Genomic DNA, 13,230 nt, shown 5'->3' on the forward strand with positions numbered 1-13,230 from the left:
ATCGTGCGGCGCTCTGCGTCGCATGCAGTTCTGGACGCTCTGCGTCCGATCTTGAGCGGGCGGTGCGGCACAGATTTATGACGCGAAGCGTCACCCACGGCATTCCTACGCTGGAGCGTGAGGAACGATAGTTCTGTAACTATCGTGGCGCTTAGTGCCCTTTGACCGAGCTCGGGTTGATCATCCGCGACAGGCCGAGGTTTTTCAGCGCCAGTTGCAGGGAGCTGCTGATGACTTGTGGGTTATCGTTGGTCATCAGTTGCGCAAGCAGTTCCTTGGCCTTGCTGAGGTTGATCTGACGCAGCATCCACTTCACTTTCGGCAGGTTGGTGGCGTTCATCGACAAGCTGTCAAAGCCCATCGCCATCAGCAGCACAGCTGCAGCCGGGTCGCCGGCCATTTCGCCGCAGATGCTGACCGGCTTGCCCTCGGCATGTGCATCACGCACCACGCTTTGCAGGGCCTGAAGCACGGCCGGGTGCAGGTAATCATAAAGATCGGCCACACGCGGGTTGTTGCGGTCGACCGCCAGCAGGTATTGGGTCAGGTCGTTGGAGCCTACCGAGAGGAAGTCGACCTGACGCGCCAGATCGCGGGTCTGGTAGACCGCCGCAGGCACTTCGATCATCACGCCCACAGGCGGCATCGGCACGTCGGTGCCTTCGTCGCGCACCTCGCCCCACGCCCGGTGGATCAGGTGCAGCGCTTCTTCCACTTCGTGGGTACTGGAGATCATCGGCAACAGAATGCGCAGGTTATTCAGGCCCTCGCTGGCCTTGAGCATGGCGCGGGTCTGGACCAGGAAAATTTCCGGGTGGTCGAGAGTGACGCGAATACCGCGCCAGCCCAGAAACGGGTTGTCTTCCTTGATCGGGAAGTAGGACAGCGACTTGTCGCCGCCGATATCCAGGCTGCGCATGGTCACCGGCAGCGGATGGAAAGCGGCCAGTTGCTCACGATAAATCGCCAGCTGTTCCTTTTCACTCGGGAAACGCTGGTTGATCATGAATGGCACTTCGGTACGGTACAGCCCCACCCCTTCGGCACCGCGCTGCTGGGCGCGAGCGACATCAGCCAGCAGGCCGGTATTGACCCACAGCGGCATGCGATGGCCGTCCAGGGTCACGCAAGGCAGTTCGCGCAGGGCATCCAGGCCTTGGGAGAGCTGGCGCTCCTCCTCGACCACCTTGCCGAACTGCTTGCGCATGATTTCGCTGGGGTTGGTGAAGACTTCGCCGTGATAACCGTCGACCACCAGATCGATGCCGTCGACCTTGGAGTAAGGGAAGTCCACCAGCCCCATGACCGTGGGAATGCCCATGGCCCGCGCCAGGATCGCAACGTGGGAGTTGCCGGAACCCTGAACCGATACAAGGCCGACCAGCTTGCCTTCCGGCACCTCGCCCAGCATGGCCGGGGTCAATTCTTCACTGACCAGAATCGTGTTGTCGGGGTAGACCAGTGCCTGCTGCCGCGCTTCCTGAAGGTAAGCCAGCAGGCGACGGCCCAGGTCCTTGACGTCCGAGGCCCGCTCGCGCAAGTAGGCATCGTCCATCAGTTCGAAACGTTTGACGTGCTCGCTGACCACCGAGCGCAAGGCACCCTGCGCCCACTGGCCGGTCTTGATGACATCGGTCACTTCGCTGCCCAGCGAGGCGTCATCGAGCATCATCAGGTAAACATCGAACAGCGCGCGCTCTTCGGGGCGCAGCTGGGTGGCGAGCTTGGCTGACAGGGTGCGCATGTCATTGCGCACGCCTTCCAGCGCGTTCTGGAACAACGCCAGCTCGGCGGCGATGTCAGTGACGGTCTTGTCCGGCACCACCTCCAGATCGGCAGGCGGCAGCATGACCACTGCCACACCTACAGCAGCGCCCGGCGAACCGGCCACACCCACGAACTTGGCCTCCTGAATGCCCTTGCCCTGGCGACCCAGACCGCGGATCGAGCCGGTGGCTTCGGCATGGGCAATAACGCCCGCCAGTTGCGCGCTCATGGTCACGAGGAAGGCTTCTTCGCCCTCGTCGAACTGACGACGCTCCTTTTGCTGGATCACCAACACCCCCACCACGCGACGGTGGTGGATAATCGGCGCGCCGAGGAACGAGGCGTAACGCTCTTCACCAGTCTCGGCAAAATAGCGATAACGAGGGTGATCTGCGGCGTTTTCGAGGTTTAGCGGTTCTTCACGCGTGCCGACCAGACCGACCAGGCCTTCATTCGGCGCCATGCTGACTTTGCCGATGGAGCGCTTGTTGAGGCCTTCAGAGGCCATCAGCACAAAGCGGTTGACCTCGGCATCGAGCAGATAGACCGAGCAGACCTGGCTGCCCATGGCCTCCTTGACGCGTAACACAATAATGCCCAACGCCGCCTTGAGATCCTTGGCGGAGTTAACTTCCTGGACGATCTTGCGCAGCGTATTGAGCATGGCTCGGGGTCGAACTCCGTGTCAGTCGCGCGATAACAGGCGCGGGGCAAGCTCTTTGAGTGCGCGTCGATACACCTCGCGCTTGAATGTCACCACCTGGCCTAACGGGTACCAATAACTGACCCAGCGCCAGCCATCGAACTCCGGTTTACCGGTCAAATCCATCCGCACCCGCTGCTCGTTGGAGATCAGGCGCAGGAGAAACCATTTTTGCTTCTGGCCGATACACAGCGGCTGGCTGTGCGTACGGACCAGACGTTGCGGCAGACGATAGCGCAACCAGCCCCGAGTGCAGGCAAGTATTTGCACATCATGTCGTTCCAGCCCGACTTCTTCATTCAATTCACGATAAAGCGCGTCTTCCGGCGTCTCCTGCGGGTTGATTCCACCCTGAGGAAACTGCCAGGCATCCTGGTTAATACGCCGAGCCCATAGGACCTGACCAGCATCGTTTGTCAGAATAATCCCGACATTAGGACGGAAACCATCGGGGTCGATCACGGCAACAACCTCGCAAACGCATGTCGCCGCATTGTTCCACAAAGGCGATCAAACCAGCAACGAGGCTTATCACCTTATGTGAAGACTTGTGAAAACCTCGTATTCTGGGACTCTTTTTTCAACTATTTCAGCGAGTAACCCTATGCGTCTGGCTTTATTCGACCTCGACAACACGCTTCTGGGCGGCGACAGCGACCATGCCTGGGGCGATTATCTGTGCCGACGCGGGATCCTCGATGCCGCAACCTACAAGACCCGCAACGATGAGTTCTATCAGGATTACATGGCCGGTACGCTGAACATGACCGACTACCTGAATTTTACCCTGGAGATTCTGGGCAACACTGATATGGCGCAACTGGAGGAATGGCACCGCGACTTCATGCGCGACTGCATCGAGCCGATCATGCTGCCCAAGGCGCTGGAATTGATCGCCAAACACCGCGACGCAGGCGACAAGCTGGTGGTCATTACCGCTACCAATCGCTTTGTGACCGCACCGATTGTGGCGCGGCTGGGCATCGATACACTGCTGGCAACCGAATGCGAGATGGTTGATGGTCGTTACACAGGCCGTACTACGGGCGTTCCGTGCTTCCGTGAGGGCAAGGTGACACGCCTCAATCATTGGCTTGAAGACAACGCGTTCAGCCTTGAGGACAGCTATTTCTACAGCGACTCGATGAACGACCTGCCGCTGCTGGAGCAAGTGGCCAACCCGGTTGCGGTCGATCCGGACGATAAATTGCGTGCCGAAGCCGAGCGACGCGGCTGGCCGGTTATCACCCTGCGTAACTGAACGTCGGCACTGCTCAGGCCGGTTTGAAGCCCATCAGACCGGCCATCGCCACAAAGCACACGACGCTGATCATGGTCAGCGCCAAGGTAAAGCCTCGCTTGCCGCCCTTGGCGCCGAGGCGCAACCGGTTGAGCCTGACCACCAGCCACACCCAACTGCACAGCCCCAAGGTGTAAAGCACGCTGCTGCCCAGCACCCAGGTCTGGCCCAGCGACAACCCTTTCAGATGCACCAGCCACCAGCCGCTGAATGGCAGTGTCGCAAGGCACACGGCCATAAGGACCCAGAAAAACAGCAAGGGCCGCTTGAGCAGGCGATTCTGAATGGTCGTGTCGCCTTCAAGACGCACCTTGACCACCCCGCTGGACAACACCAGCGCGCTGATCAACAACAGCGCAATGGCGACGATGTGCAGGGTATTGAGGGCGGTGATGGGTTCCATGACGCGGTGTTCCTCTGGAGTCGGGCTTGGGTGAGTTTAGCAGCGCGGACACAAGGGCCGCGCCTTAAGAGCTAGCGTGGGCATGCCGATCTGGACGCTCCGCGTCCTCTTCGACGCAGAGCGTCGTGAGCTGCATTCCCACGCTGGAGCGTGAGGAACGAGGGTCGTCAGGGATAACGTTACCGCTATCGTGCGACGCTCTGCGTCGCATGCCGTTCGGGACGCTCTGCGTCCTCTTGTGACGCGGAGCGTGAGGAACGGGAGTATCTAAGTCCTCAGCCCAGAAACAGCCTGTACGCCGGGTTCTCGCTCTCGTCCCAATACGGGTAACCAATCTCATCCAGAGCAGTACCGACCAGATGCCGCTCTTCCTCCGGCACCACCAGCCCGGCAACCACCCGGCCGTCAGCAGCGCCGTGGTTGCGGTAATGGAACATCGAGATGGTCCAGCGTCCGCCCAGGCGGTTGAGGAAGTTGAACAGCGCGCCCGGTCGCTCCGGGAACTCGAAGCGCAGCACCACTTCATCATTGACCCGCTCGGCATGCCCGCCAACCATGTGGCGAATATGCAGTTTGGCCAGTTCGTTGTCGGTCAGGTCCAGCACCGGAAAGCCCTGGCCGGTCAGGCTGGCGATCAGGGCGCTGCGTGGGTCGCTCTCGGGATGGGTCTGCACGCCGACGAAGATGTGCGCCTCGCGATCGGTGTGGTAGCGGTAGTTGAATTCGGTGATCTGGCGCTTGCCGATGGCTTCACAGAATGCCTTGAAGCTGCCCGGCTGCTCGGGAATGGTCACGGCGATGATTGCTTCGCGGCCTTCGCCCAGCTCGGCGCGCTCGGCAACGTGACGCAAACGGTCGAAGTTGACGTTGGCCCCGGAGTCGATGGCCACCAGTGTCTGACCGCTGATGCCGCGCTGCTCGACATATTTCTTGATCCCAGCAACACCCAGCGCGCCCGCAGGCTCGGTGATCGAGCGGGTGTCGTCGTAAATGTCCTTGATCGCCGCACAGATCTCATCGGTGCTGACGGTGATCACTTCATCGACATAATGACGGCACACTTCAAAGGTGTGATGGCCGATCTGCGCCACCGCCACACCATCGGCAAATAGCCCGACCTGGCTCAATACCACGCGCTCGCCCGCCGCCATCGCCGCTTGCAGGCAGTTGGAGTCATCCGGTTCGACGCCGATAACCTTGATCTCCGGCCGCAGGTATTTGACGTACGCCGCGATACCGGCAATCAAACCGCCACCACCGACCGGTACGAATATCGCGTCCAGCTGCCCCGGCTGCTGACGAAGAATCTCCATCGCCACGGTGCCTTGCCCGGCAATCGTATCGGGGTCGTCATACGGATGGATGTAGACGAAACCCTGTTCGTCGACCAGTTTCAGCGAGTAGTCCAGCGCTTCGGGGAAGGAGTCGCCGTGCAGCACCACTGTGGCGCCCCGCGAGCGCACGCCTTCGACCTTGATTTCCGGGGTGGTGCGCGGCATGACGATAGTCGCCAGAATGCCCAGTTCGCGTGCCGCCAGTGCCAGACCTTGCGCGTGGTTACCCGCCGAGGCCGTGACCACGCCGCGTGCGGCCTCTTCTGCGGTCAATTGCGCCAGCTTGTTGTACGCGCCGCGAATCTTGAAGGAGAACACCGGCTGCAGGTCTTCGCGCTTGAGCAATACCCGGTTTCCCAGCCGCTCGGACAGCTGGCGAGCGCCGTGCAGCGGAGTTTCGACCGCCACGTCGTACACGCGGGAGGTGAGGATTTTCTTGACGTACTGTTCAAGCATCGGGGTGGCATCACTGACGAAGCGGGCAAGGTCGGGAAGTCTACTCTGCGCACCGAAAGACGACCATACGAATGACAGGGCTTTGCAGCGCAGTCGCCGCTATAATGCGGGCCTTTTTTACATACCCCCTCTTTTTACCTACATCAGGCACCGTGGAGCCCGCATGAACCAGGATCAACTCAAACAGGCAGTCGCCCAGGCAGCTGTCGACTTCATCCTTCCGAAGCTCGATGACAAAAGCATTGTGGGCGTCGGCACCGGCTCCACGGCCAATTGCTTTATTGATGCGCTGGCTAAACACAAGACGGCATTCGATGGCGCAGTCGCCAGCTCGGAAGCTACCGCCGCGCGCCTCAAGGGCCATGGCATTCCGGTGTATGAGCTGAACACGGTCAGCGATCTGGAGTTCTATGTCGATGGTGCCGACGAAAGCGACGAGCATCTGAACCTGATCAAGGGTGGTGGCGCGGCGCTGACACGCGAGAAAATCGTCGCAGCAGTGGCCAAGACCTTTATCTGCATCGCCGACGGCAGCAAGCTGGTGCCGGTGCTGGGCGCATTTCCGCTGCCGGTCGAAGTCATTCCGATGGCCCGCAGCCACGTTGCGCGGCAACTGGTGAAACTGGGCGGCGACCCGGTTTATCGCGAGGGCGTTCTGACCGACAACGGCAATATCATCATTGATGTGCACAACATGAGCATCACCAATCCGGTGGAGCTGGAAGCACAGATCAACGCCATCGTCGGCGTGGTCACCAATGGCCTGTTCGCCGCCCGTCCGGCCGACCTGTTGCTGCTGGGCACCACCGAAGGCGTGAAAACCCTGACGCGCTGATAAAACCGGTCGTGCCCACGCAAGGTGGGCATGCCCCTCACAGGCTCAAGGCTTGCGGAACACGTAAAACAGGTTCGGCTCGCTCACCAGATACAGCGTCCCTTCTGCGTCCATAGCCATCCCTTCAGCCTGCGGCACGTCCTTGCTCAGCCCCATCGCCCCTTTTGCCAGCGAGCCGCTGCCAATCGGATGACCGCTGGTGTCGAGTTCAAGAATGCGCTTCGACTCATCGGACAAGGCCAGCAAATGGCCGCTGGTTTCATCGAATTGCAGGCTGGAAAGGTCACGAACCGACAGTCGGCCATCGCGCTTGCTGTTGGAGATGACCTGCAGATTGCCGGGAGCCTCGGAGTTGGTCCTGGGAAAGCCGCGCACTTCGATGATCTGCACCGGATCACGCTCGCGGGCGACAAACAGGCGCTTGCCGACGGAATCATAGGCCAGCCCTTCATAGCCCTTGTTGCCACTGGCGGTGATGCCCAGCGTCAATTGTTCTGCCTGGGCGGCGTCCAGACTTTTGGTGTTGTCATCGACGTGAATCTGAATCAGCCGGAGCCGGCGCTCATCGCTGATCACATAAGTGCCCGGGCTGATGTATTCGACAGCCTCGGCATCACCGAACCCCACCAGCGGAATGCGCCGCAGCACACGACCGTCCAGGCTCAGCTCGACCAGTTCAGGGTTCTGATTGGTCACCGTAAACAGGCTCTTGCGGTCCGGGTCGTAGCTCAGGCCCGAGACATCATCCTGCAGCCCGTCGATCACCTGTGCTTCGGTGACGACTCGGTACTGATCCAGACCAATGGACTGAAGTGAGTCGGACTGCCAGAACACCTGCCAGTCGAACAGGGCACTTTCAACATAGCGGTATCGCTGATTGGCGATCACGAACACAACGATCAGGGGTACAAGGGCCAGAAGCAGAACTAAAGAGCGAGTAGAGCGACGCATGAAGGGTGACTCGGACAGATTGAGCGGACGGGATTGATACCATGCCATCCTGAAAGCAAGCTTAATGGCATGGTGCTATATTTTTGCCGAATGTGTATCGGCGACCTGTGTAGTTGCCGTCCTGGCTCAGTGCTTGTGAAGCGCCCGGTGAAACGAATAGAACAGGTTCGGTTCGCTGACCATGTACAGCGTACCGGCCTCATCAAGGGCCACGCCTTCTGCGCGCGGAATTGTGTCCTTCAAACCGTTCATGCCGCCCAGCAGGGTCATGAAGCTTACCTGCTCGCCTTGCTCGTCGACTTCCAGCAACAAGTGCGAATCGGCAGACAGCGCGAGCATGTGGCCGGTGCGCGGGTCGATGCTCAATGACGACAGATTGCGCATGTCCAGCGAGCGACTCGACAGCGGTTGCTTGTCGCCTTTCAGCACGTCACTGCCATCACTTTTCCAGGTGTACAGCGCGGGAGGTCGCTCCTCGCCCAGTATCAGCTGCTGACGCTGCGGGTCCCAGGCGATACCTTCGAAGCCCTTGTTCTGGTTGGCAGACTTGCCCAGTTCGTACTGGGGGAAATCCGCGATGTTCAGGGTGGTGGTGTCGGCGTTTACTTTAACGATGGTCAGCTTGTGCTGGCGCTCGTCAGTGATCGCAATCAGGCCATCGTTCATGACGGCAACACCTTCCGGATTGCTCCAGCCCACCAGCGGGATCTTGCGCAGTACATCGCCCGTGAGCGTCAGCTCCACCAGAAACGCATTTTTGCCCATGACCGCAAACAGCGTTTTGGTGACCGGGTTATAGGACAGGTCGGACGCCTCGTCCTTTTCCATGCCCGGCAGCACCTTTGCGTCGATATCCACATGGTAGTCCGGCAGCCAGATACTGGCGTGACGACCTGCCTTGCTCTCGAACCGCTCCTGAAACCAGAGCAGCGCGCGATCATCCCAATGCATGATGAAGGCCAGCCCATAGCCCAGCAAGGCAACCACTAACAACCACGAATACCAGCGCATGTTTCGCAAGTAAGCGAAGCGTTTTTTGTTACGAGGCGGCGCTGCGGCAGTACTGGCCATTCATGTGTTCCTGAGCAAATGAGACTTCATGACGACGTGGTGCCCTTGCGGGGACGGCCGGATTATCCAGAACAGGTGTGAAAAAAACGCAAAATCGGCTGAACTATCAGTCACTCCACAAACAAAAGCCACCCGGGAGTGATCCCGCGTGGCTTTGGGTGCAGCCTGAAGATGCTGTCGGGTTACCTGACGACGCTCTCGAACGGCGTCTGCCCGACCAGTTCCAGTGCGATCTGGTCGCCGGCTTTGAACGGCCCGACACCGGCAGGCGTGCCGGTCATGATCAGGTCACCGGCCTGCAGCGAGAAGTTGGCTGCCATGTGCTGGATCATCGGCACGATCGGGTTGAGCATCATGTTGCTGTTGCCGTCTTGAACCACCTTGCCATTGAGGGTCAGGCGGATACCGATGTCCTCCAGGTCAGGGAAGGTCTCGGCGGGCACGAACGGCGGAATCACCGCAGCGCCGTCGAAACACTTGGCCAGCTCCCATGGAAGGCCTTTCTCACGCAGACGCGACTGCACGTCACGCAGGGTCAGGTCCAGGCCGGGCGCAAAGCCGCTGATCGCGTCGAGTACTTCTTCGCGCGAAGGGTTCTTGCTCAGAGGCTTGCCGATCAGGACAACGATCTCTGCTTCGTAATGCACCGAGCCGCGGTCTGCCGGGATAGTGAAGCCACCCTCCAGCGCAACCACCGCGCTGCCGGGTTTCATGAACAGCAGCGGCTCGGTAGGCACCGCGTTGCCCAGTTCCTTGGCGTGTTCGGCGTAGTTACGCCCGATGCAGACCACTTTACCCAGCGGGAAGTGAATGTTGGTGCCATCGACATATTTGTGCTGGTAGCTCATGACGTCTCCTGAGGCTGTAAGAGGTAGCCTGCTTATTGTTGCGACGGATCAAATGGTTGCGACGGATCAAACGGCGAAGATTTTGCCGGGATTCATGATCCCGTTGGGATCGAACACCGCTTTCAACGCCTTCATGTATTCGATTTCGACCGGCGAGCGACTGTACGTTAAATAGTCACGTTTGGTCATCCCGACACCATGCTCGGCCGAAATCGAGCCGTTGTACTTTTCGACAGTCTCGAATACCCACTTGTTGACCCGGGCACATTTGACGAAGAACTCGTCCTTGTCGAGGCCCTCGGGCTTGAGGATGTTCAGGTGCAGGTTGCCGTCGCCAATGTGGCCGTACCAGAGCACTTCGAAGTCTGGGTAGTGTTCGGCAACGATCGTGTCGATTTCAGCCAGAAACTCCGGCACTTTCGAGACAGTGACCGAGATATCGTTTTTGTACGGTGTGAAGTGCGAGATGGTTTCGGAGATGTACTCGCGCAGCTTCCACAGGTTGCGTAATTGCTGTTCGCTCTGGCTCATCACGCCGTCCAGCACCCAACCCTGCTCGACGCAGTGCTCGAAGGTCGCCAGGGCCTGATCGGCCAGGTCGTCGGTGGTCGCTTCGAACTCCAGCAACACATAGAACGGGCATGGCGTGTCGAAAGGCGACGGCACATCACCGCGCGCCATGACCCGGGCGAAGGATTTGTCCGAGAAGAATTCGAAGGCGGTCAGGTCGAGCTTGCCGTGAAAGGCATGCAGCACCGGCATGATCGAGTTGAAGTCCGAGGTGCCCAGCACCATCGCTGTGAGGTTCTTCGGCGCACGGTCGAGGCGCATGGTCGCTTCGACGACAAAGCCCAGCGTACCTTCGGCACCGATGAACAACTGGCGCAAATCGTAGCCGGTGGCGTTCTTGATCAGGTCCTTGTTCAGCTCCAGCAGGTCGCCCTTGCCGGTGACCACCTTGAGGCCCGCGACCCAATTGCGCGTCATGCCGTAGCGAATGACCTTGATACCGCCCGCATTGGTGCCGATATTGCCGCCGATCTGGCTGGAGCCCGAAGAAGCGAAGTCGACCGGATAATAAAGGCCGCTCTCTTCAGCCAGCGCCTGTAATTGCCGGGTGATCACGCCAGGCTGACAGACCGCCGTCCGGTCGGTGAGATTCAGCTCCAGCACCTGGTTCATGTAATCGAACGAGACGACCACTTCACCGTTGGCAGCCACCGCGGCCGCCGAAAGCCCGGTGCGTCCACCCGAAGGCACCAGCGCCACGAGCCGCTCATTGGCCCAGCGTACGATGGCCTGCACCTGTTCGGTGGTCTTGGGAAATACGATGGCCAGTGGCGCAGGAGTGAACTGCTTGGTCCAGTCCTTGCCGTAAGTTTCCAGAGAACCGGCATCGGTGAGTACCTTGCCGGGGTCAACCAGGGTCTGCAGCTCATCAATCAAAACGCGATCGGTCATTGAATCAACTCTCGAACGATTCATGGGCATCCTGAGAACGGTTCACGTTCGGGATGAGGTTTCGCGGGGCTCATATGCTAGCATACGCCCCCCGTGAGTCGTGCCCAGAGCCGAACCGGGCACCCCCTGCCAATTTTCTTCGGGACACAGGTTTACGCAGATGAGCAAGACTTCCCTCGACAAGAGCAAGATCAAGTTCCTTCTTCTCGAAGGCGTCCATCAGTCCGCTGTCGACGTCCTCAAGGCAGCCGGCTACACCAGCATCGAGTACCACACCAAGTCTCTGCCGGAAGCCGAACTGAAAGAAAAGATCGCCGACGCACACTTCATCGGTATCCGCTCCCGCACTCAGTTGACCGAAGAGCTGTTCGATTGCGCCAAGAAACTGGTTGCCGTCGGCTGCTTCTGCATCGGCACCAACCAGGTTGACCTCAATGCAGCGCGTGAGCGCGGTATTGCAGTGTTCAATGCGCCCTACTCCAACACCCGCTCGGTAGCAGAACTGGTGCTGGCCGAGGCGATCCTGCTGCTGCGCGGTATCCCTGAGAAAAACGCTTCATGCCACCGTGGCGGCTGGATCAAAAGCGCGGCCAACTCTTTCGAAATCCGTGGCAAGAAGCTCGGCATCATTGGCTATGGCTCGATTGGTACGCAGTTGTCGGTTCTGGCCGAAGGCCTGGGCATGCAGGTGTACTTCTACGACACCCTGACCAAGCTGCCACTGGGCAACGCGACTCAGGTGTCCAGCCTGAACGAGCTGCTGGGCATGTCCGATATCGTTACCCTGCACGTGCCGGAAACCTCGGAAACCCAGTGGATGATCGGCGAAAAAGAAATTCGCGCGATGAAAAAGGGCAGCATCCTGATCAACGCGGCTCGCGGCACAGTCGTTGAGCTGGACGCCCTGGCCGACGCGATCAAGGACAAGCACCTGATCGGCGCTGCAATCGACGTGTTCCCGGTCGAGCCACGCTCGAACGACGACATCTTCGAAAGCCCGCTGCGTGGCCTGGACAACGTGATCCTGACCCCGCACATCGGTGGTTCCACTGCCGAAGCGCAGGCCAACATCGGTCTGGAAGTCGCAGAAAAGCTGGTCAAGTACAGCGACAACGGTACCTCGGTGTCGTCGGTCAACTTCCCGGAAGTGGCCTTGCCTGCTCACCCTGGCAAGCATCGCCTGCTGCACATCCACGAGAACATCCCGGGCGTGCTCAGCGAGATCAACAAGGTCTTCGCCGAGAACGGCATCAACATCTCCGGTCAGTTCCTGCAGACCAACGAGAAAGTCGGTTACGTGGTCATCGACGTCGACGCCGAGTACTCGGATTTGGCACAAGCCAAGCTGCAACAGATCAAAGGCACCATCCGCAGCCGCGTTCTGTTCTGATCCGAGCGCCGTGCCCACCCCGTGTGGGCACGAGCGATGGTCTTGCGGGCACCGATCGTTCCTCACGCTCCAGCGTGGGAATGCAGTTCACGACGCTCCGCGTCGCAAGAGGACGCAGAGCGTCCAGAAAGGCATGCGACGCAGAGCGTCGCACGATAGTTGCGATAATCGTTCCTCACGCTCCAGCGTGGGAATGCCGTTCGTGACGCTCTGCGTCATACAAGCACTGACAGCCCTACTTCACATTGATCGTGATCTTCTTCGACTCGACCGACGGGTTCAGCGGCATGTGGCCTTTGTCGCCCATCAGCAATTGCAATGTGTGCTGACCAGGCGGCAGGTTGATTTCGGTTTCAGTCTGGCCCTTGCCGAAGTGGCGGATGTTGTCACTGACCGGCAGCGGCGCATTCATCGCTGGCTGGTCGTTCACATCGATCAGCAGGTGATGGTGACCGGTATCGGGAACATCCACACCCGCAGGCGCGACGCCCATGCCTTTGAGACCGAATTGCACCTTGAACGGTGAAGTCACGGTTTCACCATCCTTGGGCGAGATGATGTACACCTCGGCGCCTTCAGGGGATGCAGTGCGTGGCATATCGGCGGCGCTGACCAGCATGGATGCGCTGAGCAACAGGCCCGCGACCATCGTTCCAGAAAATAAGGATTTCATGATTGCTCCGGTTGCAGTTGACGTAAGTCGACCCTCAC

The 13,230-nt window shown here is 59.6% G+C and carries 12 protein-coding genes; 3 read left to right on the forward strand and 9 right to left on the reverse strand.

What is annotated here, in order from left to right:
- Window positions 1-151: 151 nt before the first annotated feature.
- Both ptsP and RYB66_RS17600 read right to left on the reverse strand, forming a co-directional pair.
- Window positions 152-2,431, reverse strand: a complete 2,280-nt coding sequence (gene ptsP / locus RYB66_RS17595) for a phosphoenolpyruvate--protein phosphotransferase (RefSeq protein WP_002555744.1) — start codon at window positions 2,429-2,431, stop codon at window positions 152-154.
- A gap of 21 nt (window positions 2,432-2,452) precedes the next feature.
- Window positions 2,453-2,932 carry an RNA pyrophosphohydrolase gene (locus tag RYB66_RS17600; protein WP_002555745.1) on the reverse strand — a complete coding sequence of 160 codons (480 nt, stop codon included), beginning with the start codon at window positions 2,930-2,932 and terminating at the stop codon, window positions 2,453-2,455.
- A gap of 142 nt (window positions 2,933-3,074) precedes the next feature.
- Here RYB66_RS17600 and RYB66_RS17605 point away from each other — a divergent pair, with 142 nt between their 5' ends.
- The gene (locus tag RYB66_RS17605) at window positions 3,075-3,731 is read left to right on the forward strand and encodes an HAD family hydrolase (protein WP_005781560.1); all 657 of its coding nucleotides are present in this window, start codon (window positions 3,075-3,077) and stop codon (window positions 3,729-3,731) included.
- A 13-nt stretch (window positions 3,732-3,744) separates the two neighbouring features.
- Here the strand turns inward: RYB66_RS17605 and RYB66_RS17610 are convergent, their stop codons facing one another.
- On the reverse strand, window positions 3,745-4,173 hold the full coding sequence (locus RYB66_RS17610) for a DUF2269 family protein (RefSeq protein ID WP_005745074.1): 429 nt from the start codon (window positions 4,171-4,173) through the stop codon (window positions 3,745-3,747).
- A 275-nt stretch (window positions 4,174-4,448) separates the two neighbouring features.
- Window positions 4,449-5,963, reverse strand: a complete 1,515-nt coding sequence (gene ilvA, locus RYB66_RS17615) for a threonine ammonia-lyase, biosynthetic (protein WP_080164817.1) — start codon at window positions 5,961-5,963, stop codon at window positions 4,449-4,451.
- Window positions 5,964-6,126: 163 nt separating this feature from the next.
- Between ilvA and rpiA the strand changes: the two genes are divergently transcribed.
- On the forward strand, window positions 6,127-6,798 hold the full coding sequence (gene rpiA / locus RYB66_RS17620; RefSeq protein WP_057404911.1) for a ribose-5-phosphate isomerase RpiA: 672 nt from the start codon (window positions 6,127-6,129) through the stop codon (window positions 6,796-6,798).
- Between the two features lie 45 nt (window positions 6,799-6,843).
- Here the strand turns inward: rpiA and RYB66_RS17625 are convergent, their stop codons facing one another.
- The 4 genes from RYB66_RS17625 to RYB66_RS17640 all read right to left on the reverse strand — a co-directional run bounded on the left by RYB66_RS17625 (window position 6,844) and on the right by RYB66_RS17640 (window position 11,129).
- Entirely contained in the window at window positions 6,844-7,749 is a 906-nt protein-coding gene (locus RYB66_RS17625) for an SdiA-regulated domain-containing protein (protein WP_032704014.1), read from the reverse strand.
- 126 nt (window positions 7,750-7,875) lie between these two features.
- Complete coding sequence (locus RYB66_RS17630; protein ID WP_005745071.1) at window positions 7,876-8,820, reverse strand: SdiA-regulated domain-containing protein; 945 nt, start codon at window positions 8,818-8,820, stop codon at window positions 7,876-7,878.
- Between the two features lie 182 nt (window positions 8,821-9,002).
- Window positions 9,003-9,668, reverse strand: a complete 666-nt coding sequence (locus tag RYB66_RS17635; RefSeq protein ID WP_005781573.1) for a fumarylacetoacetate hydrolase family protein — start codon at window positions 9,666-9,668, stop codon at window positions 9,003-9,005.
- 66 nt (window positions 9,669-9,734) lie between these two features.
- Entirely contained in the window at window positions 9,735-11,129 is a 1,395-nt protein-coding gene (locus RYB66_RS17640; protein ID WP_016982739.1) for an FAD-binding oxidoreductase, read from the reverse strand.
- 160 nt (window positions 11,130-11,289) lie between these two features.
- On the opposite strand from RYB66_RS17640, the gene serA reads away from it, so the two are divergent.
- The gene (gene serA, locus RYB66_RS17645; RefSeq protein ID WP_002555754.1) at window positions 11,290-12,519 is read left to right on the forward strand and encodes a phosphoglycerate dehydrogenase; all 1,230 of its coding nucleotides are present in this window, start codon (window positions 11,290-11,292) and stop codon (window positions 12,517-12,519) included.
- A gap of 235 nt (window positions 12,520-12,754) precedes the next feature.
- On the opposite strand, the gene RYB66_RS17650 is transcribed toward serA, so the two are convergent.
- Window positions 12,755-13,192 carry a DUF4399 domain-containing protein gene (locus RYB66_RS17650; RefSeq protein WP_016982738.1) on the reverse strand — a complete coding sequence of 146 codons (438 nt, stop codon included), beginning with the start codon at window positions 13,190-13,192 and terminating at the stop codon, window positions 12,755-12,757.
- Window positions 13,193-13,230 lie beyond the last annotated feature (38 nt).

This window comes from Pseudomonas syringae group sp. 243L2, assembly GCF_032587875.1.
In the GTDB taxonomy this organism is placed as follows: Bacteria; Pseudomonadota; Gammaproteobacteria; order Pseudomonadales; family Pseudomonadaceae; genus Aquipseudomonas; species Aquipseudomonas amygdali.